A 26,908-nucleotide genomic window follows, 5' to 3' on the forward strand; every position below is an offset into this window, starting at 1 on the left:
CAGATCGGCGAATGCTTCATACCCGCCGAGGCGAATGGCTCGCCCCGACGGTCAACAGTCCCTCAGACCATAACGGGCGCGCGCTCGCACAACACCTTCAATGCCGCCGCCCAGTCAGGATGATCGTTCAGGCAGGGAACCAGCTGCAGGCTTTCACCACCGGCCTCGACGAACTGCTCGCGGCCACGGTCGCCGATCTCCTCCAAGGTCTCGATGCAGTCGGCGACGAAGGCCGGGCACATCACCAGCAGCTTCTTCACGCCCTGCGCCGCCAACTCGTCGAGACGCGTCTCGGTGTAGGGCTCGATCCACTTGGCGCGCCCCAGGCGCGACTGGAAGCTCACCGACCACTGCTCAGGGCGCAGGCCCATGCGCTGAGCGAACAACTCGGCGCTGCGCAGGCATTGCGCGCGGTAACAGTTGGCGAGTACCGCGGGCGAAGCGCTGCGGCAGCAGTCGTCACCTTTCAGGCAGTGACCGCTGGGATCGAGCTTGTGCAGGTGACGTTCCGGCAGGCCGTGGAAGCTCAGCAACAGGTGATCGAATTCCTGCTCCAGGTAAGGCTTGGCACTGGCGACCAGGGCATCAAGATACTCCGGCTGATCGTAGAACGGCGGCAGCGTGGACAGACGCATGTCCAGCCCACGCTCACGCACCACCCGCTTGACCTCCTCGATCACCGTGGTGGTGGTGCTGTCGGCAAACTGCGGATACAACGGCGCCAGGGTCACCTCACGAATCCCCTGCGCGGCCAGACGCTGCAGGGTCGACTCGATGGAAGGCTCGCCATAACGCATGGCCAGTTCCACCGGGCCCTGGGTCCACTGAGCCTTCATCGCTTCCTGCAGACGGCGGCTGATCACTACCAGCGGCGAACCGTCTTCCCACCAGATCGAGGCATAGGCGTGCGCCGATGCCGCAGGACGCTTGATCAGAATCAGCGACACCAGCAATCGACGCAGCGGCCAGGGTAGGTCGATCACGTAGGGATCCATCAGGAACTGATTGAGGTAACGGCGAACATCGGCTACTTCGGTGGACGCGGGCGAACCCAGGTTAACCAGCAACAATGCGTGATCGGTCATGCGAAATCCTAGCTATTGATGGCCCAGCAGATCGGCTAGTGCCACATCCAGATGGGTGAAACGAAAACTGAAACCTGCCTCCAGCAGACGCGTCGGCACGGCGCGCTGACCGCCCAGCAGCAACTCGGACATCTCGCCCAATGCAGTGCGCAGGACGAAGGCCGGCGCCGGGAAAATGGTCGGGCGACTCAGCGCTTGTCCCAACGCCTTGGTGAACTCGGCATTACGTACCGGTAGCGGCGCGCAGGCATTATAAGGACCGCGAGCATCGCCCTGCTGCAAGAGAAAATCGATCAGGCCGATTTGATCGGCGATATGAATCCAGGGCATCCACTGCCGGCCATCGCCAATCCGGCCGCCAACACCAAGCTTGAACGGCAGCAACAAACGCTTGAGCATGCCGCCGTCAGGGCTCAGCACCAGGCCGGTGCGCACCAGCACCACACGAACCCCCAACTCCTCGGCGCGTTGTGCAGTTTCTTCCCAGGCGCCACACAACTGGGCGGCGAAATCATCAGTGACCGGCGGCGTATCTTCACTCAGCTCACGTTCACCGCCGTTGCCGTACCACCCCACCGCCGAGCCCGACAGCAACACCGCTGGACGCTGTGTACGCCCCTGCAGCCAGGCCAGCAACTGCTCGGTCACCCCGATACGGCTGGACCACAGCAGCGCCTTGCGCTTGCTGCTCCAGGGGCGGTCAGCAATGGGCGCGCCAGCCAGATTAATCACCGCATCCAGTGGTTCTTCACCCAGCTCTTCAAGCCGGGCAATGCCTCGAACATCGGCCCCGCAGAGACGCGCGACCTTGCTTGGCTCACGACTCCAGACAGTCAAGCGGTGGCCCTGCTCGCTCCAGTGCGCGCAGAGCGCTCGTCCGATCAGACCGGTGCCGCCGGTCAGCAGGATATGCATGGCATCGTCCTCGCATGGCAATGGAAGAAACTTCACCTTTAGTCTGGTTCATGACGCGCATACCTGTCGCGTTTGTCCTAAACCTAAAGCAAGGGAGCGCCGCTTTCGGCGACAGTTATACATGAAAACACTCTTGTATAGCTTTTGTCCAAACCTTAGCCTGTATAGCATTCAGCGCTGACGAGGTAACCATGAACGCACCCATCGCCATCATCGGCACCGGCATCGCAGGGCTATCCGCCGCCCAGGCCCTGCACGCCGCCGGCCAGGATATCGAACTGTTCGACAAGAGCCGTGGTAGCGGCGGGCGCATGGCGAGCAAGCGCAGTGACGCAGGCAGCCTGGATCTCGGCGCACAATACTTCACCGCACGCGACCGCCGCTTCGTCGAGGTGGTGCAGCAATGGCAGGCGCGTGGCTGGGTCGCCGAGTGGCAACCGAGCCTGTACAACGCCCAGGACGGCCAGCTCAGCGCCTCACCTGACGAGCAACTACGCTGGGTCGGCAGTCCGCGTATGAGTGCCATCACCCGTGCCATGCTCGGCGCCCTGCCGGTCAAATTCAGTTGCCGTATCACCGAAGTGTTCCGTGGCGACCGCTACTGGAGCCTGCTCGATGCCGAAGGCAACAGCCACGGTCCCTACAGCCATGTGATCGTCGCTACACCCGCGCCCCAAGCCAGTGCCCTGCTGGCAGCCGCGCCGAAACTGGCTGGCACCGCAGCGAGCGTGATCATGGAGCCGACCTGGGCGGTGGCGCTGGGCTTCGAACGCCCGCTTGATACCCGCGTGGAAGGCTGCTTCGTGCAGGACAGCCCACTCGACTGGCTGGCACGCAACCGCAGCAAACCCGGCCGCGACAATCACCTCGACACCTGGGTGCTGCACGCCAGCAGCGCCTGGAGCCGACAGAACCTGGATCTGCCCAAGGAAGCAGTGATCGAACAGTTGCACGGAGCCTTCGCCGAACTGATCGGTTGCGCCGTGCCGGCCCCAAGCTTCACCCTCGCGCACCGCTGGCTCTATGCCCGCCCGGCCCAAGCCCACCAATGGGGCGCGCTGGCCGACGCCGACCTGGGCCTGTACGCCTGTGGCGACTGGTGCCTGTCGGGCCGCGTCGAAGGTGCCTGGCTCAGCGGCCAGGATGCTGCACGCCGCCTGCTCGAGCACCTGCAATGAGCACGCCCGACAAGCGTCGTCTCAACCCACGCAAACTGCTGCTGTCGAAATGGACGGCCGCGCAGCCGCAGAATCGCGAGCGTCATTTCCTGGTGACCGAACTGATCCGCGACGAGCAAGACAACGTCCTCGGCGTCGAGCTTCAGGCGGTGCTCACACAACGCAGCCAGCAGCTCGACTGGCGTCAACTACAAGATACCGAACGCTGGCTGCAAGGCTGGCGCTGACCCTCCCACGAAACCTGGCGTCAGCCCCCCCATCGGCTGACGCCGTCTGCCTGCACAAGAAAACCATTACCAGACCTATACAAAGCATTTGACTTGTACAACTACACACCTATGATAGACGCAAGTTGTACATGGATTACTGCATGTACAAGGTCTAACGAGGTCAGGTTATGCAAGCGAGCAAAGCCAAACTGGGCATCAGCGCCTGCCTGCTGGGCGCCGAAGTCCGCTATAACGGCGGCCACAAGCTGTCGCGCCTGTGCAGCCGCAGCCTCACCGAACACTTCGATTTCATCCCGGTCTGCCCCGAGGTCGGCATCGGCATGTCGATTCCGAGGGAACCGATTCGTCTGGTTGGCGACCCACACGAGCCGCGTGCTGTCGGCAGCGTCGACCGCTCGCGCGACGTCACCGATGCCCTGGCCGCCTACGGCGAGCGCATGGCCAACGAGCTGCAGGGCATCAGCGGCTACATCTTCATGCAGCAGTCGCCCTCCTGCGGCCTGGAGCGGGTCAAGGTCTACCAGGAAGGCGGACGCCCGAGCGAGCCGGGCCGCGGCATCTTCGCCGCCGCCTTCTGCGCGCGGCACCCGAATCTGCCGGTGGAAGAAGACGGTCGCCTCAACGACCCGGTCCTGCGCGAGAACTTCATCACCCGCGTTTACGCCCACGCCGAATGGCAACGCCTGCTGCTGCAGGGTCTGACGCGCCGTTCACTGATCGCCTTCCACTCGCGCTACAAGTACCTGCTGATGGCCACCGATCCGGTGCGCTACAAGTCGCTCGGGCGCATGCTCGGCGACCTCAGCCAGCACGACCTGGGCGAACTGGCGCCGCGCTATTTCAGCGAACTGATGAGCGCGCTGAAGAAATGCGCCACTCGTGGCACCCACAGCAATGTGCTGCAGCACCTGAGCGGCTACCTCAAACGCACCCTGAGTGCCGACGAGAAGCAGGAGATGCAGCAACTGATCGGTCAATACCGCGAGGGCATCGTGCCGCTGGTGGTACCGCTGACGCTGCTCAAGCACCACTTCCGCCGTCACCCGGATCGCTATATCGCCGGGCAGGCGTATCTGCAGCCGCACCCCGAGCCACTCAGCCTGCGCAACGCGCTGTGATGCCATGACCAGCGAAACCATCGCCGAAGAAGAAACCGGCCACGACTACCGCCAGGCGCTCGACGAGGGCTACCTGCCGATCCGCGAGGTAGCCCGCAGTACCGGCATCAATGCCGTGACCCTGCGAGCCTGGGAACGCCGCTATGGCCTGATCGTGCCGTACCGCACACCCAAGGGGCACCGCCTCTACTCGCCGGCCAACCTCGTGCGCATCAACGCCATCCTCGCCTGGCTGGCGCGCGGCGTTGCAGTCGGTCAGGTCAAGGCGCTGCTCGACCATGAGCAGGTGCCGCAAGCCACTACTACCGATACCTGGTCACGTCAGCGCAACGAACTACTCGGCTGCATCGCCCAGCTTAATGAGCGACGGCTCGACGACCGCTTCAACTCGGCACTGGCGCTCTACCCAGCCAGCACCCTGGTGGAACAGCTGCTGTGGCCACTGCTGGGTGACTTGCGTCAGCGCTGGCAAGGTCAGTTCGGGGCACGCGCCGAGCAAGTGTTTTTCCTGAGCTGGCTGCGCAGCAAGTTGGCCACCCGCATTTACCATTGCAATCGTCAGGTCGGTGGTGCGCCGCTACTGCTGATGAACCTTGGCGAGGCGCCGATAGAGCCGGGCCTGTGGTTGTGTGCCTGGTTGGCCAGCGCCAGCGACTGCCCAGTGGAAGTTTTCGATTGGCCGGTGCCGCCCAACGAACTGCTGACCGCACTGGAACTCATCGCCCCGCGCGCCGTGCTGCTGTACGCCGAGGAAGCGCTGGACGGCACCCTGGTACGCCGCCATCTACCGCGCCTGGCTGAACAATGCCAGGTGCCGCTGTTGCTCGCAGGTCCCGCAGCCCACATCCATCGCGACTCGTTGACTAATCTGGAGTCGGCGAGCGACCCGCTCACCGCGCACGCCTGGCTGTTCCGCTGGGGCTTGCTCGGCGTTCAAGAGGTAACCCCATGCAGCAACTGATGTGGTTTCGCAGCGACTTGCGCACACAGGACAACACCGCCCTGAGCCGCGCCATGAGCAGCGGCGCGACCATCGCCCTGTATCTCATCACGCCCGGCCAGTGGCAGCACCATGACGACGCCGCGAGCAAGGTGGACTTCTGGCTGCGCAACCTGGCGGAGCTGAGCAAGGCCCTGGCGGCGCTCAATGTGCCGCTACTGGTACGTCACTGCCACGACTGGAGCGAGGCGCCGCTGCAGGTCGCCGAGGTCTGCCATGAACACGACATCAGCGCCGTGCACGTCAACGAGGAGTACGGCATCAACGAGAGCCAGCGCGATCAGCAGGTCTGTGCCTACCTCAGCCAGCAGTCCATCGCCTGGCACAGCCATCTAGATCAACTGTTGTTCAAACCTGGCAGCGTACTGACCCGCTCCGGCGGCTATTTCCAGGTCTACAGCCAGTTCCGCAAGGTGTGCTACGAGCGTCTGCACACAGCCCTGCCAGCCTTGATCGCCCCCCCGAAGGCACAAACGCCACAGGCCATCAGCAGTGACGTCGTTCCCGAAACCGTAGAGGGTTTCGCTACCCCCAGCGACAGCCTGCGCCTGCTCTGGCCCGCCGGCGAGCACACCGCGCTGCAGCGCCTGGAGCGCTTTGCCGACGAGCAGGTGGCCTACTACAAGGACGAACGCGACTTCCCCGCCAAGCCTGGCACCAGCCAGCTGTCGGCCTATCTGGCCGCCGGCGTCGTATCGCCGCGGCAATGCCTGCATGCCGCACTCGCCGCCAATCAGGGTGAGTTCGACAGTGGCAACCCAGGCATCGTCACCTGGATCAACGAACTGCTCTGGCGTGAGTTCTACAAGCACACACTGGTCGGCTATCCACGAGTATCGCGCCACCGCGCCTTCCGCGTGGAAACCGAGGCGCTGCCATGGCGTGACGCCCCGGAGGATCTGGCCGCCTGGCAAGAGGGCCGCACCGGCTTGCCGATCATCGATGCCGCCATGCGCCAACTGCTGGAAACCGGCTGGATGCACAACCGCCTGCGCATGATCGTGGCCATGTTCCTGACCAAGAACCTGCTGATCGACTGGCGCGAAGGCGAGCGCTTCTTCATGCGCCACCTGATCGACGGCGACCTGGCCGCGAACAACGGTGGCTGGCAGTGGAGCGCCTCCACCGGTACCGACGCAGCGCCCTACTTCCGCATTTTCAACCCGATCAGCCAGTCGCAGAAATTCGATCCCGATGGCCAGTTCATTCGCCAGTGGGTGCCGGAACTGGCTGGTCTGAACAAGCGTGATATCCATGACCCGTCCGCACTGGGCGGCCTGTTCGCACCCGCCGGTTATCCACGCCCGATCGTCGATCTGTCACGCTCGCGTGAACGCGCGCTGGCGGCGTTCAAGAACCTGTCTTCGCGGGAGGTTCCGGCATGAGTGCATTTCTTCACGACTTCGCCGAGCGTTTCGCCGCGCTGAACAAGGACAACCTCGATATGCTCGGCGAGCTGTACAGCGACGATGTGCTGTTTCGCGACCCGCTGCATGAAGTGCATGGGCTGACGGCGCTGCGCCGCTATTTCGCCGAACTCTACGCCAACGTCGAAGCGCTGCGTTTCGAGTTCCATGGTTTCGATCAGGTCGCCGAAGGTGAAGGCTACCTGCGCTGGACCATGCGCTATCGCCACCCACGCCTGCGCGGCAGCGAGGAAATCGCCGTAGAAGGCTGCTCGCACCTGCTCTGGCGTGAGCGCGTTTATCAACACCGTGACTACTTCGATGCTGGCGCACTGCTCTATGAACATCTGCCAGTGCTCGGCAGCGTGATCGCCTGGTTGAAGCGGAGGCTGGCATGAAACGTATCTGGCTCACTGGCGCCAGCAGCGGTATCGGTGCCGCACTGGCCGAGGAGTTGCTCAAGGCCGGCCATCAACTGGCGCTGAGCGCACGCAGCAGCGGCCCATTGCAGGATTTCGCCGCGCGCTATGGCGAACAGGTGCTGGTCGCTCCCGGCGACCTGACCGACGCCGAGCAGGTGCGCGCGATTGGCGAACGCATCGCTCAACAGTGGGGCGCGCTGGATTGCGTGATCCTCAACGCCGGCACCTGCGAATACATCGAGGTGCGCCAGTTCGAGGCGGCGATGATAGAACGCGTGATCAGCACCAACCTGTTCGCCGCCAGCTACTGCATCGAGGCCGCCCTGCCCTTGCTGCGCCGAGGAAACCGCCCGCACCTGGTCGGCGTCGGTAGTTCGGTCACTTTCCTGCCGCTGCCACGCGCCGAGGCCTACGGTGCGTCCAAGGCGGCGATGCGCTACCTGATGCAGACATTGCGCATCGACCTGGCGGTAGAAGGCATCGACGTCACCCTGGTCAGTCCCGGTTTCGTCGATACCCCGCTGACGCAGAAGAACGACTTCCCCATGCCTATGCGCTGGCCGGTGGAGCGCGCCGCACGGCACATCGCCGCACGCCTGGACAAGCGCCCGCACGAGATCGCTTTCCCCACCCCCTTCATCGCCATCCTGAAACTGCTCGGCAGCCTGCCCAGCAGCCTACAACTGGCCATAGGTCGCCGCTTGGCGCGTAACGAGGACAACGCATGAAAATCGCCATCGTCGGCAGCGGCATCGCCGGCCTGACCTGCGCCTACCTGCTCAACCGCCAGCACGACATTCAGGTGTTCGAGGCCAGCGACTGGATCGGCGGCCATACCCATACCGTCGACGTGCAGGTGGACGGCCGCAGCTACGCCGTCGATACCGGTTTCATCGTTTTCAACGACTGGACCTACCCCAACTTCATCCGCCTGCTGGGACAAATCGGCGTCGGCTTCAAACCCACCGAAATGAGCTTCTCGGTCAGCGACCCGGCCACCGGCGTGGAATACAACGGTCACGACCTCAACACCCTGTTCGCCCAGCGCAGCAACCTGGTGTCACCGGCGTTCTGGGGCATGCTGCGCGACATCCTGCGCTTCAATCGCCAGTCGCTGGACGACCTGGCCAGCAATCGCATCGACGCCGACACCACGCTCGGTCAATACCTCGACAGCAACGGCTATGGCCGCCGCTTCATCGAGCATTACATCGTGCCGATGGGTTCGGCCATCTGGTCGATGTCGCTGGCCGACATGCTCGGTTTTCCGCTGCAGTTCTTCGTGCGCTTCTGCAAGAACCACGGCCTGCTCTCGGTCAGCGACCGCCCGACCTGGCAGGTGATCGAAGGCGGCTCACGCAGCTATGTGGCACCGCTGACCGCCAGCTTCGCCGAGCGCATTCGCCTCAACTGCCCGGTCAGCCGCGTCGTGCGCGATGAGGACGGCGTCACCCTGCACAGCGCAGCCGGCAGCGAACGCTTCGACAAGGTGATCTTCGCCTGCCACAGCGACCAGGCCCTGGCCCTGCTCGATCAGGCCAGCGAAAAGGAATGGGAGATTCTCGGCGCCTTGCCCTATGCCAACAACGACGTGGTACTGCATACAGACACGCGCCAACTGCCCAAGCGCAAGCTGGCCTGGGCCAGCTGGAACTATCGTCTGGGTGGGCCTAGCGACCAGCCGGCGGCCGTGACCTACAACATGAACATCCTGCAGGGCATCGACAGCGATACCACCTTCTGCGTCAGCCTCAACCAGACGGCCGCCATCGACCCGAGCAAGATCCTCGCACGCTTTCAGTACGCCCACCCGCAGTACAGCCTGGCGGGTACCGCCGCGCAGGCGCGCTGGGAAGAGTTGCTGGGCGCGCAAAACACCTACTATTGCGGCGCCTACTGGGCCAATGGCTTCCACGAAGATGGCGTAGTCAGCGCCCTGCGCGTCGCGCGTGCCTTCGGAGAGACGCTCTGATGCACAGCGCCCTGTACAGCGGCTGGGTGCAGCATCGACGCTTCGCCCCGCGCGCCCATGCCTTTCGCTATCGCATGGGCCTGCTGTACCTCGACCTGAGCGAACAGGCGCAACTGTTCGCCCTGTCAAAGCTGGCCGGCTCCAGCCGCTTTGCGCCATTCTCCTTTCGCGAGAGCGATTACCTGCCCGAATTCACCCGCCAGGGCGTGGCGCTGCATGAGGCAGTGCGCGATCGTGTGGAGCAGGCACTGGGCACACGCCCGCAAGGTCGCATCTGCGTGCTGACGCAGCCGCGCAGCTGGGGCCTGGCCTTCAACCCGGTGAGCATCTTCTACTGCCATGACGCCGACCAGCGCCTGATGGCGATTCTCTGCGAAGTCAGCAATACGCCGTGGCGTGAGCGTTATCACTACGTGCTGCCGGCAGAGGGCGAAGGCCGTCACCAGGTCAGCGTCGACAAGGCCTTTCACGTCTCGCCTTTCCTGCCGCGCGAGCTGCAATACCGCATGAGTTTCAGCGCCGTCGGCGAACGCCTTGGCGTGCACATGGCCGACTGGCAGGGCGAAATCAAGATGTTCGATGCCAGCCTCAGCCTGCACCGCGAAGCTCTCGACCGCGCCAGCCTGCACCGCTATCTGCTCAGTTTCCCCTGGATGACCGGCAAAACCCTGGCCGCCATCTACTGGCAGGCGATGCGCCTGCTATTCAAGCGCATCCCGATTTTCGACCACAAGCCCGCGGAAGGCAGCTTCCGTGTAGCCCGCCCGCAAGCGAAGGACATGCCCCATGAAGAGCTCTAGCCTGACCGCAACAAGAAGCCTGGTACGCAGTGGCAACGGCATTGGCGCCGGTCTGTTGCGGCGCGCCGTGATGCGCCAGCTGCAGAACCTGCACCACGGTCTGCTGGTAATTCATGAAGCCGGTGACAGCCTGCACTTCGGCAACCCCCAGGCTCATCTGCGCGCCGAAATCACCGTGCATGACCCTGCGGTCTGGGGTCTGGTGGCGGGCAATGGCTCGATCGGCTCGGGCGAAGCCTACATACATGGCTACTGGAGCACGCCGGACCTGACTGCGGTGATTCGCATCTTCGTCGCCAACCTCGATGTGCTGGACGCCATGGAAGGCGGCCTGGCACGCCTGGGGCGCCCGTTGATCCAGGGCCTGCACTGGCTCAACCGCAACACTCGGCAAGGCTCGCGTCGCAACATCGCCGCGCACTACGACCTGGGTAACGACCTGTTCGAACAGTTCCTCGACCCGACCATGATGTACTCCGCGGCGATGTTCACGAGCGAGGAGGACACTCTGGAACAGGCTCAGCTCAACAAGCTCGAACGCATCTGCCAGAAGCTCGCGTTGCAACCGTCCGACCATCTGCTGGAAATCGGCACGGGCTGGGGCAGCATGGCCATCTACGCCGCGACCCATTACGGCTGCCGGGTGACCACCACGACACTGTCTCGCGAGCAGCACGCCCACACCGAGCGACGCATTCGCGAGCTGGGCCTGGAGGATCGCGTCACCCTGCTGCTGGAGGACTACCGCGACCTCGATGGCCAGTACGACAAACTGGTGTCCATCGAGATGATCGAAGCCGTCGGCCACCGCTTCCTGCCCACCTATTTCGAGCAATGCGCGCGCCTGCTCAAAGCCGATGGCCTGATGTTGCTGCAGGCCATCACCATTCGTGATCAACGCTACGAGCAAGCCTGCAAGTCGGTGGACTTCATCCAGCGTTACATCTTCCCCGGTGGCGCCCTGCCTTCGGTAAACAAGATGCTCGATGTCGTAACCCGACACACCGACTTCAACCTGCATCACATGGAAGACTTCGGCCTGCACTACGCGCGCACCCTGCGCCTGTGGCACGACAACCTGCGCCACGCGCGGCAACGCCTGGAGCAACTGGGCTACGACGATTACTTCTATCGCCTGTGGGAGTTCTACCTCTGCTATTGCGAAGGCGGCTTCCTCGAACGCACCATTGGCACCGCACAATTGCTGCTGGCCAAACCGGCCGCTCGCCCTGCGCCTCTGTTAGGAAATTTCGATGCCTAAGCTGATCGCCAATGCCCTCCTGTTCCAGCTCGGCTGGCTGGTCTGCGTCTTCGCCGGCGACAGCCCCTGGCTGCTGGTGGTGGCGGCGATCATTGCCGTGCACCTGCTGTGGGTCAGCAGTTGGGCAGCCGAAGGCAAGCTGCTGCTCAGCGTGTTTCTCGCCGGCAGTGCGCTGGACAGCTTTCTGCTCAACCTCGGTGTGTTCGATTTCGGCGAGGAGCGCCAGCTGATCCCTCTTTGGCTGGCCCTGCTCTGGCTGCTGCTGGCCAGCACGCTCAATCACTGCCTGGCCTGGACTGCCCAGCCCTGGTGGCGAGCCAGCCTGCTCGGCGCGGTTGCCGCGCCGCTGTCCTACTACGGCGGCGCCAAGATCGCCGGCGTCACCCTGCCACTCGGCACCTGGCAGACCCTGGCCATTCTGGCGCTGGTCTGGGCCGTGGTGATGCCGGTGCTGCACGGTTTCGCCAAACTGTATCGTGCCCAGTACGAGCAGCGCCTGCGTAGCCGTCAGTCGGCCTAGGCTGCGGTGCGCCGGTCAGCCCAGGCCCCTGATCACCAGCGCATGGCGTACACTGCCGCGCCATGAACCAGACCATTCCCCATACCCAACTGCCAACCGAGCCCGAAGTCAGTTGCAGCACCTGCGCGGCCTGCTGCTGCCAGCTGGAAGTGATGCTGTTCGGCGATGAAGGCGTACCGCAACGCTTCATCGATACCGACCAGTGGGGCAGCGAAGTGATGCGTCGCCTGGACGACAACTGGTGCGCAGCGCTGGACCGCAACAGCATGCGCTGTACCATCTACGAAGTGCGCCCACTGATCTGCCGGGAGTTCGAACTGGGCGCCAGTGAGTGCCTGGAAGAGCGTCGCGGCATCGCTCAGGCCTATCAATAGCGAGCCAACCGCCTACGCCTGCCGCGGTTATCCCAAGCCATAATGCGCACAGAGCGGTAACTATTCTGCTGAATAAAAAAGACCGGGCATTTGCCCGGCCTTTTTTATTCAGTTAGGTAGGGTGCGCCGTGCGCACCGAAATACCTGTGTTGCCTTCATTGGTGCGCACAGCGCATCCTACAAAGGCCATCCGTACCAGACATTGAGTCTTATCTGATCGGCATCAGGGCTAGCCCGATCTTCTTGTTCAGAAGCTCATGCGGTAATGCACGGTGTAGGCTTCGGCACCATCGTTTGGCTTCTTCAGACCGGCGTTGGAATAGTGGATCGCACGCAGGCCGATTTCCTGCCCGGCGAAACGCAGGCCGACGCCGATGCGGTCTTCGAACTGAAACGACGAACCCAGTTCGTTGCTTTCCAGCTCGGTGCTGGAGAAGGCCGCAACGCCGATACCGGCTTCGATGTAAGGGCGCACGTTCTGCCCGGCGAACTCGTAAACGAATACCGGCGCGAAGGAAACGCTGTGGTTGCTCGCTGTCTCGTCACCATCCCAGTAGGTGTAACCCAGGTCCCAGTAGCCAGTCAGACGGCCGTAGCTGCTCTCCAGCCAGCTGTGGTTCCAATCCCACTGCGCGCCCAGGCGATAAACCATCGTTGAATCACCGCTCTGACCAATAGCTGCGGTTACATCCGCAGCCTGTGCAGCACCCATAGCTCCATACGTCAGGGCCGCTGCTGCAGCAAAGGCACACAACTTCTTCATGAGTCATTCCTTTATAGCGAGAGGTTTTTATTAGGCTCGTTGCAAAAATATAGAAGTATTCGATATCAGAGAACGCCTAATTTGAAAAAGATTCACTATATCGAACGAACTTCGGCCTCTTCACTCAGCAAAATCGGCAATACGCGGCAAAGCTGTGCAGTTTTTCCGCTGCTCCAATAGCGAGTGGCCTGAGCGGGCTCGGTTGCCAGCATGTCGTGCTGAGCAAGCAAACGCTGTAGCTGCCGCGCCACAGCCGCGCCGGTATCGATCAAGCTCACCGAGGCCGGCACCAGTTGGCTCAGCAACGGACGCAGGAAGGGGTAATGCGTGCAGCCGAGAATCAGCGTGTCACAGCCCTCGGCCAACAGCGGCGTGACATAACCTTGCAGCAACTCTCGCGTGGTGGGCGCCTGTAGCTCGCCCGCTTCGATGCATTCCACCAGGCCCGGACAGGGCTGAGTGATCACCCGCACGTCATTGGCGAAGCGATCGAGCAGCGCAGCGAACTTGGCGCTCTTGAGCGTACCGGTGGTTGCCAGCACGCCGACTACGCCACTGCGGGTCGCCGCCGCAGCCGGTTTCACCGCAGGCTCCATGCCGACGATGGGCAGTTGTGGATAACGTGCGCGCAGCTCAGCGCCAGCAGCGGCCGTAGCCGTATTGCAGGCCAGCACCAGGGCCTTGGCGCCCTGCGCCAGCAAGTGCTCGGTGATCACAACGCAGCGTTCGCGAATGTACTCCGGGCTTTTCTCGCCATAGGGCACATGGCCGCTGTCGGCGACATAGAGCAGCGTTTCGTTGGGCAGCAATTGACGAATCTCGCGCAGCACCGACAGGCCGCCAACGCCCGAGTCGAAAACGCCGATCGGCGCGTTACTGGGCATCGCCACAAACACCGCAGGCCGGATCGCGCTTGACCCGTAACTCGCGAAAACGTGTGCCCAGCGCGTCGATCAGCAGCAGGCGGCCCACCAGTGGCTCGCCAAAACCGGCCAACAGCTTGAGCGCCTCCAGTGCCTGCAGGCTACCGACCAGGCCAACCAGCGGCCCGACCACACCGGCCTCGCTACAGGTCAGCTCGGCTTCGCTACCGTGGCCGTACAGGCAGTGGTAGCAAGGGCTGGCTTCATTGCGCGGGTCGAACACCGACAGTTGCCCTTCCAGGCGGATCGCCGCACCGGAGACCAGCGGTTTGCCGGCCGCGACGCAGGCGGCATTGACCGCCTCGCGGGTGAAGAAATTATCCGAGCAGTCCAGCACCAGATCGACACCACTGACCGCGGCGGCCAGCGAATCGGCGTCCAGCGCCTGGCGATGCGGCACCAGGGTGACCTGCGGGTTGATCGCCGCCAGACGCGCCATGGCCGAGTCCACCTTGGCCTGGCCGATGCTGGCTGTGTCGTGGGCAATCTGCCGTTGCAGGTTGGTCAAATCGACCGTATCGAAGTCAGCCAGGTGCAGTTCGCCGACACCGGCGGCGGCCAGGTACAAGGCCACGGGCGAGCCCAGCCCGCCCATGCCGACGATCAGCACACGCCCCTGCTTCAGGCGCAGCTGCCCTTCCACATCGATCTGTTTCAGCAGGATCTGCCGGCTGTAACGCAGCAGTTCATCATCGCTCAGCATCTGATCACTCACGGTCGAAACGTCCCAAACTGATGCGTTCGTGGTCGCCCAGGTCACGCCGGCTCTCGACCTCGGCGAAGCCGCCATCGCTGAGCAAGCTGCGTACGTCCTCGGCTTGGTCGAAGCCGTGCTCCAGCAACAGCCAGCCTCCGGATAGCAGATGCTGCGGCGCGGCCTGGATGATCGCACGAATATCGTCCAGCCCGTCACAGCCGGCGACCAGGGCGCTGCTCGGCTCGAAACGCACGTCACCCTGTTCGAGGTGCTGGTCGTCCGCACGGATATAAGGCGGGTTGCTCAGGATCAGGCCATAGCGCTGCCCAACCAGGGCGGAAAACCAGTGGCTGTGCACGAAGCGGGCGTTACCCAGTTGCAGGCGCTGGCGATTGCGCTCGGCCAGGGCCACGGCGTCTTCGACGCGATCCACACCGGTCACCTGCCAGGCCGGGCGCTCGCTGGCCAGGGCCAGGGCGATGGCGCCGGTACCAGTGCCCAGATCGAGTACAGCCAGCGGTGTGGCGGGTACCAGTTCGAGCGCAGTTTCCACCAGCAGCTCGGTGTCCGGACGTGGGATCAGGGTATGTGGCGCCACCTCCAGATCGAGGCTCCAGAAGCCCTGATGACCGAGGATATAAGCAACCGGCTCACCCTCGCGGCGGCGCTGCAAATTCGCCTGGAACAACGCCAGTTGATCGGCCTCCAACTCGCGCTCCGGCCAGGTGCGCAGGTAGCTGCGTGGCTTGCTCAACGCGGCGGCCAGCAGCAACTCCGCATCCAATCGCGGTGTAGGCGAGTCGGGCAGGTCAGCGGTGTGGAGCAGGGATTCGATGGTGGCCATGGTTCATCCTGGCGGCATTCTTCTCCCCTCTCCCGCTTGCGGGGCTTGAGCGGAAATAGCGAAGCATCGCTTCGCCCGCTCAAGCGCCCTGAGCTCTGCGAGGGGCTGGGGCGCAGAGCGGGGGCCGGGGGAGAGGGTGTACCATTGCGCCCCCTCTCCCTAACCCTCTCCCCGAGGGGAGAGGGGACTGTTCGGCGCTAAGTTAGCGCTTGCTGTCAGCTCCTCCCGGATTGCTCCGGGCTACGGTGCGCACGGCGCACCGCAACGAGATCAAGCGAAACTCAATCGCCCAGCGCCGCCAACTGATCAGCTTGGTATTCGGCCAGCAGCGGCTCGATCACCGCCTCCACGCCACCGGCAATCACTTCATTGAGCGAATACAGGGTCAGGTTGATGCGGTGGTCGGTCACCCGGCCCTGCGGGAAGTTGTAGGTACGGATGCGCTCGGAGCGGTCACCGGAGCCCACCAGCAGCTTGCGCGTTTCGGAGATTTCCTTGTGCGCCGCCGCTTCCTGTTGGTCCTGCAGCTTGGCCGCCAACCAGGCCATGGCCTTGGCGCGGTTCTTGTGCTGCGAGCGCTCTTCCTGACATTCAACCACGGTGCCGGTAGGGATGTGGGTAATGCGGATCGCCGAGTCGGTGGTGTTGACGTGCTGACCACCAGCGCCGGAGCTGCGGTAGGTATCGACGCGCAGATCGGCCGGATTGATCTCGATGGCGGCCTGTTCGTCCGGCTCCGGCAGCACCGCCACGGTGCAGGCCGAGGTGTGGATGCGGCCCTGGGACTCGGTCTCCGGCACGCGCTGCACGCGATGAGCACCGGACTCGAACTTGAGCTTGGCGTAGACGTTGTCACCCTCGACGCGGGCGATCACTTCCTTGAAGCCGCCGTGCTCACCCTCATTGGCCGACAGCACCTCGACGCGCCAGCCCTGCCTCTCGGCGTAGCGCGAGTACATGCGGAACAGGTCGCCGGAGAAGATCGCGGCCTCGTCACCGCCGGTGCCGGCGCGCACTTCCAGATAGACGTTGCGGCCGTCGTTGGGGTCTTTCGGCAGCAGCATGCGCTGCAGTTTGTCTTCCAGGCCGACCAGCGCCTCCTTGGCCTGATCCACCTCCAGCTCGGCCATCTCACGCAGATCCGGGTCGCTGTCCTTGAGCAGTGCCTGGGCACCTTCGAGGTCGCTCTGTACCTTGCGCAGCTCGCGGAAGGTGGCGATCACCGGCTCGATCTCGGCGTATTCCTTGGAATAGGCGCGGAACTGCGTCTGCTTGGAAATCACTTCGGCATCGCCGAGCAGCGCCGTGAGTTCCTCGAAGCGGTCGCTGAGGTTGTCCAGCTTGTTCAACAGTGAAGCTTTCATTGCAGACCTTTGTCCTGCGGCGCGCTCTCGTCGAGGGCGAACAATTCCTGGGCCAGGCTGAGCGCGTCGACGCGCCCCTCGGCAGTAAGTTTCTTCATGCGCACGCTGGGCGCGTGCAGTAGCTTGTTGGTCAGGCCTCGCGCCAGTTGCGCCAGCACGTCTTCAGGGTTGCTGCCGTTGGCCAGCATGCGCTGCGCCTTGGCCAGCTCATCGTCGCGCAGGCGCTCGGCCTGCTGACGGTAGGCCTTGAGCACGTCGACCGCAGCCAGCTCGCGCAGGCGCTGCATGAAGTCGTCGGTGCCGGCAGCCACCAGCTCCTCGGCAGCCTGCGCTGCGCCCTGACGGCTCTTGAGGTTTTCCTCGATGACTTCGTGCAGGTCATCGACGGTATAGAGGTAGACGTCATCCAGCTCGCCCACCTGCGACTCGATGTCGCGCGGCACGGCGATGTCGACCATGAAGATCGGCTTGTGCTTGCGCTTTTTCAGCGCACTTTCCACCGCCCCCTTGCCGAGAATCGGCAACTGGCTGGCGGTGGAGCTGATGACGATATCGCTGTGCGCCAGTTCGTCGGGAATGTCCGACAGCAGCACGGCATGGGCGCCGAACTGCTCAGCCAGTTGACTGGCGCGCTCCAGGGTGCGGTTGGCGACAACGATACGCTTGATGCCCTGATCGTGCAGGTGGCGCGCCACCAGGCTGATGGTCTCGCCGGCGCCGATCAGCAGCGCCTGGCTGCGGTGCAGGTCGGCGAAGATCTGCTTGGCCAGGCTGACCGCAGCGAAAGCCACCGACACCGGGTTCTCGCCGATGGCGGTATCGGTGCGCACGGTCTTGGCGGTGCTGAAGGTGGCCTGGAACAGGCGCCCGAGCAATGGCCCTACGGTGCCGGCCTCACGCGCCACGGCGTAGGCGGACTTGAGCTGGCCGAGAATCTGCGGCTCGCCCAGTACCATCGAATCCAGCCCGCACGCCACACGCATCATGTGCCGAACCGCGTCATCCTCGCTGTGCACGTAGGCGCAGGCACGCAACTCGTCGATGCTCAGGCGGTGATAGTCGGCCAGCCACTGCAGCACTTCGTCGCTGCTCAGTTGGTCCTGCTCCAGGTACAACTCGCTGCGGTTGCAGGTGGAGAGGATCGCTGCCTCACGACTGGGCGTCAGCCGACACAGCTGCTGCAACGCCTCGACCAGTTGCTCAGGGGTAAAGGCAACGCGCTCGCGCACCTCTACCGAGGCGGTCTTGTGGTTGATACCGAGGGCGATAAAGGCCATGCAGGGTCGCTGAGGGGCAATACGGGAGCCGGCAATTGTCCTACTTCGCCCCCGAGAGAACAACTCCCGCGACCTATTGTCCCAATAGACAGTTCGCCGCATCGTCCTGGCCAGTGGGCTTGCTCCAAGGCTTGTGTCATGATGCCGCGAACGTCGCAGGGCACGCGCCAGCACGGCCCCCGCCCCGGAATAACGCACGACAAGGCACTATGAACAGACCCCTCGCGTTGCTCACTGCATTCGCCTTCCTCAGCGGCTGCCAAACCTTCGCCCCCAGCGAGCCGGACGGTACGCCGCCGGTACAGGAGGCCGACCAGACCACCCAGCTGGAGCCGAGCGAATACGGCTCGTTCAGCCAGGAAACCCTGTTCGCCCTGCTCACTGCGGAGCTGGCCGGGCAGCGCAATCGTTTCGATATTGCCCTCGGTAACTACGTGCAACAGGCGCAGGTCACTGGCGATGCCGGCGTAGCCGAACGCGCCTTCCGCATTGCCGAGTACCTCGGCGCCGAACAGCCTGCGCTCGAGAGCGCACTGATCTGGGCGCGTAACGCGCCGAGCAACATCGATGCGCAACGCGCCGCCGCCGTGCAGTTGGCCCGCGCCGGCCGTTACGACGAATCCATGACCTTTATGGAGCAGGTGCTGCAGCGCCAGGGCGACACCCACTTCGATTTCCTCGCCCTGTCCGCCGCGGAAACCGACCCGGACACCCGCGCCGGGCTGCTGCAAGGCTTCGACCGCCTGCTCAGCAAGAACCCGGACAACAGCCAGCTGCTGTTCGGCAAGGCCATCCTGCTGCAACAGGACGGCCGTGCCGAAGAGGCACTGGAACTGCTCGAAGACAGCGCTGCGAGCACCAACGAGGTGTCGCCGATCCTGCTGCGCGCTCGCCTGCTGCAAAGCCTCGGCCGCGGCAAAGAGGCCATGCCACTGCTGCAGAAAGGCATCCGCAACAACCCCGAAGACAAACGCCTGCGCCTGACCTACGCGCGCCTGCTGGTCGAGCAGGATCGCCTCGACGACGCCAAGGGCGAATTCTCCAAGCTGGTGCAGGAAAACCCCAACGACGACGACCTGCGCTTCTCCCTGGCCCTGGTGTGCCTGGAAGCCGAAGCCTGGGAAGAAGCCATCGTTTATCTGGAAGAGCTGGTCGAGCGCCGCAGCCATGTCGATGCCGCGCACTACAACCTTGGCCGCGCTTATGAGGCACTGAACGACAACGACAGCGCCCTGCAGGAATACGCCCAGGTCGGTCCGAGCAACGACTATCTGCCGGCCCAGCAACGCCAGGCCGAGCTGCTGTTCGCCCAGCAGCGCAGCGACGAAGCCAGCGCACGCCTGGCCCAGGCACGCGACGCGCAGCCCGATTACGCCATCCAGCTGTACCTGATCGAAGCCGAAGGCCTGAGCAATCGCCGCCAAATCGAGCCGGCCTGGAAAGTGATCAACGAGGGCCTGGAGCAGTATCCCAATGACCTCAATCTGCTCTACACCCGCGCCATGCTCGCGGAAAAGCGCGACGACCTGGCCCAGCTGGAAACCGACCTGCGCTACATCATCCAGCGCGAGCCGGAACATGCCATGGCACTCAATGCCCTCGGCTACACCCTGGCCGACCGCACCACGCGTTATGAAGAAGCGCGCGAGCTGATCGAGAAAGCGCACCAGCTCAACCCGGACGACCCGGCGATTCTCGACAGCCTTGGCTGGGTCAACTACCGCCTGGGCAACCTCGACGAGGCCGAGCGCCTGCTGCGCCAGGCCCTGGAGAAATTCCCCGACCACGAAGTGGCCGCGCACCTGGGCGAAGTGCTCTGGGCCCAAGGTAAACAGCGCGAAGCCAAACGCGTCTGGCGCGACGCCTTCGCCGATGCGCCAGACAGCCCCATTCTGCGTGACACGCTGTTGCGCCTGACCGGTTCCGAGACTCTTTGATGCTTCGTCACCTACTCGTATTCAGCCTTATCGCCCTGCTTGCCGGTTGCGCCGGCCTTACCTCGCACGAAGCGCTGGAAGGCCAGGGCGATCCGGCCAAGTGGAAGGCTCACAAGCAGCAGATCACCCAGCTCGATGGCTGGCAGATCAACGGCAAGATCGGCATTCGCGCCCCGCAAGACTCCGGCAGCGCCACACTGTTCTGGCTGCAGCGCCAGGATTACTACGACATTCGCCTGTCCGGCCCGCTCGGTGGCGGCGCCGCCCGCCTGACCGGCCGTCCGGGTGACATCCTGCTGGAAGTGTCCAACCGTGGCCGCTACCGCGCCGAATCGCCGGAAGATCTGCTGCGCGAGCAACTGCGCCTGGACCTGCCGGTGTCCAACCTGCTCTGGTGGATTCGCGGCCTGCCCGCCCCGGAAAGCCGCAGCCGCATCACCCTCGATGGCGAAAGCCACCTGGCGCAGCTGGAGCAGGACGGCTGGAAGGTCGAATACCAACGCTACACCGAGCAGAACGGCTACGCCCTGCCGGAGCGCCTGAAGCTCTATGGCCAGGACCTGGAAGTGACCTTGGTGATCAAGGACTGGCAGCCGCGTCAGCTCGGCCAATAAGCCAGCGGCACATCCTGTGGGAGGGGCTTTAGCCGCGACAGCTTGCCCAGCGCCTCCCATAGCACGCAGCCGCGTGGATAGGCCACGCGGCCTGCTACTTCCGCGGACCACTCCCTCTCCCATTTATGGGAGAGGGCCGGGGAGAGGGTGATTTGCCGCCCCTCTCCCCCGCCCCTCTCCCGCAAGCGGGAGAGGGGAGACAAGCCCCTAACACGACTCTTCAGCGCACCCCATGACCAACACCGCCATCCCCACCCACGCCGAACTGATCCTGCCCGCCCCTGCCAAGCTCAACCTGATGCTGCATATCCTCGGCCGTCGCGCCGACGGCTATCACGAGCTGCAGACCCTGTTTCAGTTTCTCGACCACGGCGATGAGCTTGGCTTCAGCGTCCGCCAGGATGGCGAAATCCGCTTGCATACGCCTATCGACGGCGTGCCACATGACAGCAACCTGATCGTGCGCGCGGCCAAAAGACTGCAGGAAGCCAGCGGCACGAAGCTCGGCGCCGATATCTGGTTGGACAAACGCCTGCCCATGGGCGGCGGCATCGGCGGCGGCAGCTCGGACGCTGCCACCACCCTGCTCGGTCTCGACCTCCTGTGGCATACCCGATTGGGCGAAGATCGCCTGGCCGAACTGGGTCTGGCCCTGGGCGCCGATGTGCCGGTATTCGTGCGCGGTCGCGCGGCCTTTGCCGAGGGCGTTGGCGAGCGCCTGACGCCCGTCGAACTGGAGGAACCCTGGTTCCTCGTCGCCGCGCCGCAAGTCTTTGTAAGCACAGCAGAAGTTTTCGGCTCGCCCGAGTTGACACGGGATACGCCGCCCATTAAAGTTCGCAGCCTTCTTGCGGGGGGTGGTCGAAACGACTGCCAGCCGGTCGTAGAGAAGCGTTACCCTGAAGTTCGTAACGCTTTGATCTTGTTGAACAAATTTGTTCAGGTTAGATTGACCGGCACTGGAGCTTGCATATTTGGGAGCTTCCCAAATAGGGACGATGCTGATAAAGTCGCCCGCCAACTTCCAGGCACTCTGCCGAGTTTTGTCGCTCAAGGTCGCAACATTTCGATGCTGCACCGCAGGCTCCAAGCATTGGCCAAGAAGTGAATGCTCAGCATTCGGTTATACGATACAGGGGCGTCGCCAAGCGGTAAGGCACCAGGTTTTGATCCTGGCATGCGTTGGTTCGAATCCAGCCGCCCCTGCCATAACCTCCTCCGGGAGGCATCGCAAACCGAGTCAAGCAGCATTCGATACTGAATATAGGGGCGTCGCCAAGCGGTAAGGCACCAGGTTTTGATCCTGGCATGCGTTGGTTCGAATCCAGCCGCCCCTGCCATTTTCCATACCCATCCAGGTATACCCCCAGCCGGCAGGTACTGCGCGTGTCCAAGATGATGGTCTTCACGGGGAACGCAAACCCCGATCTGGCGCGACGGATCGTTCGTCAGCTGCACATTCCCCTCGGCGATGCTTCGGTCGGTAAGTTCTCCGACGGCGAAGTCATGATCGAAATCAACGAGAACGTCCGCGGTAAGGACGTTTTCCTGATTCAGCCGACCTGTGCACCCACCAACGACAACCTGATGGAACTGGTGGTGATGGCCGACGCCTTCCGCCGTTCCTCGGCCACCCGCATCACTGCGGTCATCCCCTACTTCGGTTACGCCCGCCAGGATCGCCGTCCGCGCTCCGCTCGCGTGGCGATCAGCGCCAAAGTGGTTGCCGACATGCTCACCGTGGTCGGTATCGACCGCGTGCTGACCGTCGACCTGCACGCTGACCAGATCCAGGGCTTTTTCGACATTCCGGTGGACAACATCTACGGCTCCCCGGTCTTGGTCGACGACATCGAAGACCAGCGCTTCGACAACCTGATGATCGTCTCCCCCGATATCGGTGGCGTCGTTCGTGCCCGCGCCGTGGCCAAGAGCCTGGGCGTCGACCTGGCGATCATCGACAAGCGTCGTGAGAAAGCCAACCAGTCCGAAGTGATGCACATCATCGGTGACGTCGAAGGCCGTACCTGCATCCTCGTCGACGACATGGTCGACACCGCCGGTACCCTGTGCCACGCCGCCAAAGCGCTGAAAGAGCGCGGTGCCGCCAAGGTCTACGCCTACTGCACCCACCCGGTGCTGTCCGGCCGCGCCATCGAGAACATTGAAAATTCGTCGCTGGACGAGCTGGTGGTCACCAACACCATCCCGCTGTCCGCTGCAGCGCAGTCTTGCTCGCGTATTCGCCAGCTCGACATCGCCCCGGTCGTAGCCGAAGCGGTTCGCCGCATCAGCAATGAAGAATCGATCAGCGCGATGTTCCGCTAAGGAACCCGCTGACGTTAAGCGCCCCGCCTCGTGCGGGGCTTTTTGCCCTACCGCCCGAGGCTGGTCGCAAGCCACAAGGCGGTTTGGTTATTTTGGAGAAGTGAAATGACTGTTGAATTTGCCCTGAATGCCGAAGTGCGTTCCGACCTGGGGAAAGGTGCGAGCCGCCGCCTGCGTCGTAACGTGTCCATGGTGCCTGCCGTGATCTACGGTGGCGACAAAGCCCCGCAGTCCATCAGCCTGCTGGCCAAAGACCTGGCCAAGCTGCTGGAAAACGAAGCTGCCTTCAGCCACGTCCTGAGCCTGGACGTTGCCGGCACCAAAGAAAACGTACTGATCAAAGCCCTGCAGCGCCACCCGGCCAAAGGCTTCGTTCTGCACGCTGACTTCGTTCGCGTCGTTGCCGGCCAGAAACTGACCGCCCACGTACCGCTGCACTTCATCAACGAAGCCAGCTCCGTTGGCGTCAAGCAAGGCGGCGGCGAAGTTCTGCACGCCCTGAACGAAGTCGAAGTTTCCTGCCTGCCGAAAGACCTGCCGGAATTCATCGAAGTCGACATGGCTGCAGTCGCTGTTGACCAGACCGTTCACCTGTCCGACATCAAGCTGCCGAAAGGCGTTGAGCTGGTTGCTCTGGCCCACGGCAGTGACCTGCCGGTAGCCAGCATCCACCTGCCGCGCGTTCGTGAAGAAGCTGCCGGCGAAGGCGCTGCCGAGTAATCGTCAGTAGCTGGCCCGGCATGCGATCACGCCGGGCCATGTTCACGAAAGGGCTCCTGTATGACTGCCGTACAACTGATCGTTGGCCTGGGTAACCCCGGCCCCGAATACGACCAGACCCGGCACAATGCAGGGGCCCTTTTCGTTGAGCGCGTGGCCGCGAGCCAGCGCGCCAACCTCAGCGTAGATCGCAAATATTTCGGCCTGGTGGGCAAGTTCGTCCATCAGGGGCGCGAAGTTCGTCTGCTCATCCCCACCACCTACATGAACCGCAGCGGCCAGTCCGTGGCGGCCTTGGCCAATTTCTTCAAGCTCAAGCCTGAAGAGATCCTGGTGGCTCACGACGAACTCGACATGCCTCCCGGCGTCGCCAAGCTCAAACAGGGCGGCGGCCACGGCGGGCACAACGGCCTGCGCGACATCATCGCCCAGCTCGGTAACCAGAATAACTTCCATCGCCTGCGGCTCGGCATCGGCCACCCGGGGCACGCCAGCCTGGTCTCCGGCTACGTGCTCGGACGCGCCCCACGCAGCGAACAGGAACTGCTCGAGCAGAGCATCGACTTCGCCTTGGACGTCCTGCCGGAAATACTCGCCGGCGACTGGACCGTGGCCATGCGCAAACTGCATAGCCAAAAGGCCACCAAGTAACCACCTTTCCCCCGAGGGACACATCATGGGATTCAACTGCGGCATCGTCGGCCTGCCCAACGTCGGCAAGTCCACCCTGTTCAACGCCCTCACCAAGTCCGGCATCGCCGCAGAAAACTTCCCCTTCTGCACCATCGAGCCGAACAGCGGCATCGTGCCCATGCCCGACCCGCGCCTGGATGCCCTGGCCGAGATCGTCAAACCCGAGAAGGTCATCCCCACCACCATGGAATTCGTCGACATCGCCGGCCTGGTAGCGGGCGCGTCGAAAGGTGAAGGGCTGGGCAACAAGTTCCTCGCCAACATCCGCGAGACCGACGCCATCGCCCACGTGGTGCGCTGCTTCGAAGACGAGAACGTCATCCACGTCGCCAACAGCGTCGACCCCAAGCGCGACATCGAGATCATCGACCTCGAACTGATCATGGCCGACCTCGACAGCTGCGAGAAACAACTGCAGCGCGTAGCTCGTACCGCCAAGGGTGGCGACAAGGAATCCGTGGCGCAGAAGGCCCTGCTGGAAAAGCTCATCCCCCACCTCACCGAAGGCAAGCCGGCACGCAGCCTGCTCAGAGACCTGGGTGACGACGAGAAGCGCCTGGCCAAGACCTTCCACCTGCTCACCACCAAGCCGGTGATGTACATCGCCAACGTCGCCGAAGACGGCTTCGAGAACAACCCGCACCTCGACGTGGTGCAAGCCATCGCCGACGCAGAAGGCGCCATCGTCGTACCGGTGTGCAACAAGATCGAAGCCGAGATCGCCGAACTGGACGATCTCGAAGAAATGCAGATGTTCCTCGAAACCATGGGCATGGAAGAGCCGGGCCTGAACCGCGTGATCCGCGCCGGTTACTCGCTGCTCAACCTGCAGACCTACTTCACCGCTGGCGTGAAGGAAGTCCGCGCCTGGACCGTCAAGGTCGGCGCCACTGCCCCGCAATCGGCTGCCGCGATCCACACCGACTTCGAGAAAGGCTTCATCCGCGCCGAAGTCATCGCCTACAACGACTTCATCCAGTACAAGGGCGAAGCCGGCGCCAAGGAAGCCGGCAAATGGCGCCTGGAAGGCAAGGACTACATCGTCAAAGACGGTGACGTGATGCACTTCCGCTTTAACGTTTGATTGTTGTAGGTAGCGCATAGACAGAACCCCGCGAAAGCGGGGTTTTGTTGTTTTTGGGGTGGGAAATTGTTGGACGACTTCGCTATCACACGCTGGTTTTTCTTGAGACGTATTGAGACCGGTTAACCCGTTCGTAACGGTCTTCTCTGCTTTTTCCTATGGGCGGATTCTTGCGGTTAGTCTGAAAGCACGACAGAGTTAAGCCTTCTTTGAACTGCAATGTTGGTTGCGTTATGACTGAACGCTCTGCCAGCTCGTCCGGTCAGCCGGAGGAGAATTTCGCCAATAGTGAAGGCTGGATCTCATGGCGAAACCTCACCACTGAGGCCATGGAGCGCTTTTACGAGCAGCTTATTGCGAATGTTTCCGGGTTCCCGGGCTTGGTGGGCTACGAGGCAGCGGAGCGTGCAAGGACAGCTAATGGGAACTTTGCCTGGTCTTGGGGGGCAGCTGCCGAGATTCAGGAAACTATCAATACGGTAAATTCGTGGGGTATGCACCTGCATGATTGGTGCGCTTGGAATGCCGTTGTGGAGTCATATGAGACAGATGAAGATAGAGGGCAGCTGCTGCATCACTTCGTTGAGCCTCTAGCTTTCTTCTGCATGCATCAACCTAGCGCAGTCAGTGATCGCCTGATGCTTCTTACCGAGACACTGTTACATCAGGCCAACCGTCTTGTAGAGCCAGGCTACGTTGATCGCCTTGACCAGGATCGCTTGAGGCCCGGACAAGGGCTCCGACGCTCTGATCGCAGAAAGCAAGTCATTCGGCTCGGTCAGCGCTGGACACGATTTAACGTATTCCTGGCCTCCTTAGATACGATGAATGACTCGGCCTATCGAAAGCTTAGTCGCAATTTCCGCGACCTATCTGTTCACTCGTTTGCTCCTAGACTCATGGTCGGGCAAATCATGCGTGCAGTTCGTTCAATTGAGCCTTGGCAAGAGACCGTGAAACAACCGTGTGGCGGGTACCTACTCGTGGATCATCCAACGAAGAAAGGTGTGAGCTATACGATGGGAGTCTTGGAGCCCTTTCCTCTAAGCGATGCATACTCAGCTAGTCTTTCTGAGTATCAAAAAGTGATGACTGCTATGAGTGCATTCTCTGAGCTGCTTGAGGAGATGTGCGCCAGCATGGATGCAATACCAAATCGCTTGTTGGAACAGTCGTAGGCTGTGACAAGAAAGGGACAGTCTCTAAAAGGAGCTAGCTTTCGTTAACACCTTGAATTTACGGGGGCTACACCGGGACTTGAACCTGGGACATCAGCATTATGAATCCGTTACGAACGGCCCCGCTGAGCCAGAAAGCCCCACAAACTGAGTCTTTCAGCCACTCCCCAAGCTGCTTAGACCAGTCCTTCCAGAGAATTCGTAT

The 26,908-nt window shown here is 62.8% G+C and carries 28 protein-coding genes and 2 tRNA genes; 22 read left to right on the top strand and 8 right to left on the bottom strand.

The annotated features are described in order from the left end of the window. Window positions 1-62 precede the first annotated feature (62 nt). Window positions 63-1,085 carry a ferrochelatase gene (gene hemH, locus CDO35_RS02015; RefSeq protein ID WP_099522336.1) on the bottom strand — a complete coding sequence of 341 codons (1,023 nt, stop codon included), beginning with the start codon at window positions 1,083-1,085 and terminating at the stop codon, window positions 63-65. Window positions 1,086-1,097: 12 nt separating this feature from the next. Beyond that, window positions 1,098-2,000, bottom strand: a complete 903-nt coding sequence (locus CDO35_RS02020; protein ID WP_099522337.1) for a TIGR01777 family oxidoreductase — start codon at window positions 1,998-2,000, stop codon at window positions 1,098-1,100. Between the two features lie 191 nt (window positions 2,001-2,191). Here CDO35_RS02020 and CDO35_RS02025 point away from each other — a divergent pair, with 191 nt between their 5' ends. The 12 genes from CDO35_RS02025 (at window position 2,192) to CDO35_RS02080 (ending at window position 12,281) form a co-directional block, all read left to right on the top strand. Further along, window positions 2,192-3,178, top strand: coding sequence for an NAD(P)/FAD-dependent oxidoreductase (locus CDO35_RS02025; RefSeq protein WP_099522338.1), 987 nt, complete (start codon window positions 2,192-2,194; stop codon window positions 3,176-3,178). Further along, window positions 3,175-3,405 carry a TIGR02450 family Trp-rich protein gene (locus CDO35_RS02030; RefSeq protein ID WP_036999188.1) on the top strand — a complete coding sequence of 77 codons (231 nt, stop codon included), beginning with the start codon at window positions 3,175-3,177 and terminating at the stop codon, window positions 3,403-3,405. Before CDO35_RS02025 ends, CDO35_RS02030 begins: the two co-directional genes overlap by 4 nt. Before the next feature lie 170 nt (window positions 3,406-3,575). Beyond that, window positions 3,576-4,526 carry a YbgA family protein gene (locus CDO35_RS02035; RefSeq protein WP_099522339.1) on the top strand — a complete coding sequence of 317 codons (951 nt, stop codon included), beginning with the start codon at window positions 3,576-3,578 and terminating at the stop codon, window positions 4,524-4,526. A 4-nt stretch (window positions 4,527-4,530) separates the two neighbouring features. After that, the gene (locus CDO35_RS02040) at window positions 4,531-5,487 is read left to right on the top strand and encodes a MerR family transcriptional regulator (RefSeq protein WP_099522340.1); all 957 of its coding nucleotides are present in this window, start codon (window positions 4,531-4,533) and stop codon (window positions 5,485-5,487) included. Further along, a complete protein-coding gene (gene phrB, locus CDO35_RS02045) occupies window positions 5,475-6,911 on the top strand; it encodes a deoxyribodipyrimidine photo-lyase (RefSeq protein ID WP_099522341.1) in 1,437 nt (478 codons plus the stop codon). Before CDO35_RS02040 ends, phrB begins: the two co-directional genes overlap by 13 nt. Further along, a complete protein-coding gene (locus CDO35_RS02050; protein ID WP_099522342.1) occupies window positions 6,908-7,330 on the top strand; it encodes a nuclear transport factor 2 family protein in 423 nt (140 codons plus the stop codon). The genes phrB and CDO35_RS02050 overlap by 4 nt, the downstream gene beginning before the upstream one ends. Continuing rightward, window positions 7,327-8,082 carry an SDR family NAD(P)-dependent oxidoreductase gene (locus tag CDO35_RS02055; protein WP_099522343.1) on the top strand — a complete coding sequence of 252 codons (756 nt, stop codon included), beginning with the start codon at window positions 7,327-7,329 and terminating at the stop codon, window positions 8,080-8,082. Before CDO35_RS02050 ends, CDO35_RS02055 begins: the two co-directional genes overlap by 4 nt. After that, window positions 8,079-9,326, top strand: a complete 1,248-nt coding sequence (locus tag CDO35_RS02060) for an NAD(P)/FAD-dependent oxidoreductase (protein WP_099522344.1) — start codon at window positions 8,079-8,081, stop codon at window positions 9,324-9,326. Before CDO35_RS02055 ends, CDO35_RS02060 begins: the two co-directional genes overlap by 4 nt. Then, window positions 9,326-10,126, top strand: a complete 801-nt coding sequence (locus tag CDO35_RS02065; RefSeq protein WP_099522345.1) for a DUF1365 domain-containing protein — start codon at window positions 9,326-9,328, stop codon at window positions 10,124-10,126. Before CDO35_RS02060 ends, CDO35_RS02065 begins: the two co-directional genes overlap by 1 nt. Beyond that, a complete protein-coding gene (locus CDO35_RS02070; RefSeq protein WP_099522346.1) occupies window positions 10,113-11,387 on the top strand; it encodes an SAM-dependent methyltransferase in 1,275 nt (424 codons plus the stop codon). Before CDO35_RS02065 ends, CDO35_RS02070 begins: the two co-directional genes overlap by 14 nt. Then, window positions 11,380-11,907 (top strand): DUF2878 domain-containing protein, encoded by a 528-nt coding sequence (locus CDO35_RS02075; RefSeq protein ID WP_099522347.1) that lies wholly within the window; start codon window positions 11,380-11,382, stop codon window positions 11,905-11,907. Before CDO35_RS02070 ends, CDO35_RS02075 begins: the two co-directional genes overlap by 8 nt. Before the next feature lie 62 nt (window positions 11,908-11,969). Then, window positions 11,970-12,281, top strand: a complete 312-nt coding sequence (locus CDO35_RS02080) for a YkgJ family cysteine cluster protein (protein ID WP_099522348.1) — start codon at window positions 11,970-11,972, stop codon at window positions 12,279-12,281. Window positions 12,282-12,528: 247 nt separating this feature from the next. On the opposite strand, the gene CDO35_RS02085 is transcribed toward CDO35_RS02080, so the two are convergent. The 6 genes from CDO35_RS02085 to hemA form a co-directional block, all read right to left on the bottom strand. After that, window positions 12,529-13,044 carry an acyloxyacyl hydrolase gene (locus CDO35_RS02085; protein ID WP_099522349.1) on the bottom strand — a complete coding sequence of 172 codons (516 nt, stop codon included), beginning with the start codon at window positions 13,042-13,044 and terminating at the stop codon, window positions 12,529-12,531. 95 nt (window positions 13,045-13,139) lie between these two features. Then, window positions 13,140-13,928, bottom strand: coding sequence for a glutamate racemase (murI, locus tag CDO35_RS02090; RefSeq protein WP_099522350.1), 789 nt, complete (start codon window positions 13,926-13,928; stop codon window positions 13,140-13,142). Next, window positions 13,918-14,670 (bottom strand): molybdopterin-synthase adenylyltransferase MoeB, encoded by a 753-nt coding sequence (locus CDO35_RS02095; RefSeq protein ID WP_099522351.1) that lies wholly within the window; start codon window positions 14,668-14,670, stop codon window positions 13,918-13,920. Before CDO35_RS02095 ends, murI begins: the two co-directional genes overlap by 11 nt. A 4-nt stretch (window positions 14,671-14,674) precedes the next feature. Next, window positions 14,675-15,508, bottom strand: a complete 834-nt coding sequence (prmC, locus tag CDO35_RS02100; protein WP_099522352.1) for a peptide chain release factor N(5)-glutamine methyltransferase — start codon at window positions 15,506-15,508, stop codon at window positions 14,675-14,677. A 281-nt stretch (window positions 15,509-15,789) separates the two neighbouring features. Continuing rightward, the gene (gene prfA / locus CDO35_RS02105; protein ID WP_099522353.1) at window positions 15,790-16,872 is read right to left on the bottom strand and encodes a peptide chain release factor 1; all 1,083 of its coding nucleotides are present in this window, start codon (window positions 16,870-16,872) and stop codon (window positions 15,790-15,792) included. Then, complete coding sequence (hemA, locus tag CDO35_RS02110; protein ID WP_099522354.1) at window positions 16,869-18,149, bottom strand: glutamyl-tRNA reductase; 1,281 nt, start codon at window positions 18,147-18,149, stop codon at window positions 16,869-16,871. The genes prfA and hemA overlap by 4 nt, the downstream gene beginning before the upstream one ends. Window positions 18,150-18,358: 209 nt before the next feature. On the opposite strand from hemA, the gene CDO35_RS02115 reads away from it, so the two are divergent. The 10 genes from CDO35_RS02115 (at window position 18,359) to CDO35_RS02160 (ending at window position 26,703) form a co-directional block, all read left to right on the top strand. Beyond that, on the top strand, window positions 18,359-20,086 hold the full coding sequence (locus tag CDO35_RS02115; protein WP_099522355.1) for a tetratricopeptide repeat protein: 1,728 nt from the start codon (window positions 18,359-18,361) through the stop codon (window positions 20,084-20,086). Beyond that, complete coding sequence (gene lolB, locus CDO35_RS02120; protein WP_099522356.1) at window positions 20,083-20,700, top strand: lipoprotein insertase outer membrane protein LolB; 618 nt, start codon at window positions 20,083-20,085, stop codon at window positions 20,698-20,700. The genes CDO35_RS02115 and lolB overlap by 4 nt, the downstream gene beginning before the upstream one ends. A gap of 232 nt (window positions 20,701-20,932) precedes the next feature. Next, a complete protein-coding gene (ispE, locus tag CDO35_RS02125; protein ID WP_099522357.1) occupies window positions 20,933-21,808 on the top strand; it encodes a 4-(cytidine 5'-diphospho)-2-C-methyl-D-erythritol kinase in 876 nt (291 codons plus the stop codon). Between the two features lie 26 nt (window positions 21,809-21,834). Further along, window positions 21,835-21,909: transfer RNA gene (locus CDO35_RS02130), tRNA-Gln, on the top strand. A 56-nt stretch (window positions 21,910-21,965) separates the two neighbouring features. Then, a tRNA-Gln gene (locus tag CDO35_RS02135) sits at window positions 21,966-22,040 on the top strand. Between the two features lie 46 nt (window positions 22,041-22,086). Further along, on the top strand, window positions 22,087-23,028 hold the full coding sequence (locus CDO35_RS02140) for a ribose-phosphate pyrophosphokinase (RefSeq protein WP_099522358.1): 942 nt from the start codon (window positions 22,087-22,089) through the stop codon (window positions 23,026-23,028). A 105-nt stretch (window positions 23,029-23,133) separates the two neighbouring features. Beyond that, window positions 23,134-23,748, top strand: coding sequence for a 50S ribosomal protein L25/general stress protein Ctc (locus CDO35_RS02145; RefSeq protein ID WP_099522359.1), 615 nt, complete (start codon window positions 23,134-23,136; stop codon window positions 23,746-23,748). A 60-nt stretch (window positions 23,749-23,808) separates the two neighbouring features. After that, on the top strand, window positions 23,809-24,399 hold the full coding sequence (gene pth / locus CDO35_RS02150) for an aminoacyl-tRNA hydrolase (RefSeq protein ID WP_099522360.1): 591 nt from the start codon (window positions 23,809-23,811) through the stop codon (window positions 24,397-24,399). A gap of 25 nt (window positions 24,400-24,424) precedes the next feature. Then, complete coding sequence (ychF, locus tag CDO35_RS02155) at window positions 24,425-25,525, top strand: redox-regulated ATPase YchF (protein WP_099522361.1); 1,101 nt, start codon at window positions 24,425-24,427, stop codon at window positions 25,523-25,525. A 233-nt stretch (window positions 25,526-25,758) separates the two neighbouring features. After that, on the top strand, window positions 25,759-26,703 hold the full coding sequence (locus tag CDO35_RS02160) for a hypothetical protein (protein ID WP_143507294.1): 945 nt from the start codon (window positions 25,759-25,761) through the stop codon (window positions 26,701-26,703). The last annotated feature ends 205 nt before the right edge of the window (window positions 26,704-26,908 follow it).

Origin of the sequence: Pseudomonas sediminis (assembly GCF_002741105.1) — a bacterium.
In the GTDB taxonomy this organism is placed as follows: domain Bacteria; phylum Pseudomonadota; class Gammaproteobacteria; order Pseudomonadales; family Pseudomonadaceae; genus Aquipseudomonas; species Aquipseudomonas sediminis.

What these genes read in the sequence shown, in the direction of transcription:
- hemA (WP_099522354.1), bottom strand. Translation starts at nt 18,149, where the DNA reads ATGGCCTTTATCGCCCTCGGTATCAACCACAAGACCGCCTCGGTAGAG.
- pth (WP_099522360.1), top strand. Translation starts at nt 23,809, where the DNA reads ATGACTGCCGTACAACTGATCGTTGGCCTGGGTAACCCCGGCCCCGAA.
- CDO35_RS02060 (WP_099522344.1), top strand. Translation starts at nt 8,079, where the DNA reads ATGAAAATCGCCATCGTCGGCAGCGGCATCGCCGGCCTGACCTGCGCC.
- prmC (WP_099522352.1), bottom strand. Translation starts at nt 15,508, where the DNA reads ATGGCCACCATCGAATCCCTGCTCCACACCGCTGACCTGCCCGACTCG.
- CDO35_RS02085 (WP_099522349.1), bottom strand. Translation starts at nt 13,044, where the DNA reads ATGAAGAAGTTGTGTGCCTTTGCTGCAGCAGCGGCCCTGACGTATGGA.
- CDO35_RS02095 (WP_099522351.1), bottom strand. Translation starts at nt 14,670, where the DNA reads ATGCTGAGCGATGATGAACTGCTGCGTTACAGCCGGCAGATCCTGCTG.
- ispE (WP_099522357.1), top strand. Translation starts at nt 20,933, where the DNA reads ATGACCAACACCGCCATCCCCACCCACGCCGAACTGATCCTGCCCGCC.
- murI (WP_099522350.1), bottom strand. Translation starts at nt 13,928, where the DNA reads ATGCCCAGTAACGCGCCGATCGGCGTTTTCGACTCGGGCGTTGGCGGC.
- CDO35_RS02065 (WP_099522345.1), top strand. Translation starts at nt 9,326, where the DNA reads ATGCACAGCGCCCTGTACAGCGGCTGGGTGCAGCATCGACGCTTCGCC.
- CDO35_RS02040 (WP_099522340.1), top strand. Translation starts at nt 4,531, where the DNA reads ATGACCAGCGAAACCATCGCCGAAGAAGAAACCGGCCACGACTACCGC.
- phrB (WP_099522341.1), top strand. Translation starts at nt 5,475, where the DNA reads ATGCAGCAACTGATGTGGTTTCGCAGCGACTTGCGCACACAGGACAAC.
- hemH (WP_099522336.1), bottom strand. Translation starts at nt 1,085, where the DNA reads ATGACCGATCACGCATTGTTGCTGGTTAACCTGGGTTCGCCCGCGTCC.
- CDO35_RS02080 (WP_099522348.1), top strand. Translation starts at nt 11,970, where the DNA reads ATGAACCAGACCATTCCCCATACCCAACTGCCAACCGAGCCCGAAGTC.
- prfA (WP_099522353.1), bottom strand. Translation starts at nt 16,872, where the DNA reads ATGAAAGCTTCACTGTTGAACAAGCTGGACAACCTCAGCGACCGCTTC.
- CDO35_RS02050 (WP_099522342.1), top strand. Translation starts at nt 6,908, where the DNA reads ATGAGTGCATTTCTTCACGACTTCGCCGAGCGTTTCGCCGCGCTGAAC.
- CDO35_RS02020 (WP_099522337.1), bottom strand. Translation starts at nt 2,000, where the DNA reads ATGCATATCCTGCTGACCGGCGGCACCGGTCTGATCGGACGAGCGCTC.
- CDO35_RS02115 (WP_099522355.1), top strand. Translation starts at nt 18,359, where the DNA reads ATGAACAGACCCCTCGCGTTGCTCACTGCATTCGCCTTCCTCAGCGGC.
- ychF (WP_099522361.1), top strand. Translation starts at nt 24,425, where the DNA reads ATGGGATTCAACTGCGGCATCGTCGGCCTGCCCAACGTCGGCAAGTCC.
- CDO35_RS02145 (WP_099522359.1), top strand. Translation starts at nt 23,134, where the DNA reads ATGACTGTTGAATTTGCCCTGAATGCCGAAGTGCGTTCCGACCTGGGG.
- CDO35_RS02160 (WP_143507294.1), top strand. Translation starts at nt 25,759, where the DNA reads ATGACTGAACGCTCTGCCAGCTCGTCCGGTCAGCCGGAGGAGAATTTC.
- CDO35_RS02070 (WP_099522346.1), top strand. Translation starts at nt 10,113, where the DNA reads ATGAAGAGCTCTAGCCTGACCGCAACAAGAAGCCTGGTACGCAGTGGC.
- CDO35_RS02025 (WP_099522338.1), top strand. Translation starts at nt 2,192, where the DNA reads ATGAACGCACCCATCGCCATCATCGGCACCGGCATCGCAGGGCTATCC.
- CDO35_RS02075 (WP_099522347.1), top strand. Translation starts at nt 11,380, where the DNA reads ATGCCTAAGCTGATCGCCAATGCCCTCCTGTTCCAGCTCGGCTGGCTG.
- CDO35_RS02055 (WP_099522343.1), top strand. Translation starts at nt 7,327, where the DNA reads ATGAAACGTATCTGGCTCACTGGCGCCAGCAGCGGTATCGGTGCCGCA.
- CDO35_RS02035 (WP_099522339.1), top strand. Translation starts at nt 3,576, where the DNA reads ATGCAAGCGAGCAAAGCCAAACTGGGCATCAGCGCCTGCCTGCTGGGC.
- CDO35_RS02030 (WP_036999188.1), top strand. Translation starts at nt 3,175, where the DNA reads ATGAGCACGCCCGACAAGCGTCGTCTCAACCCACGCAAACTGCTGCTG.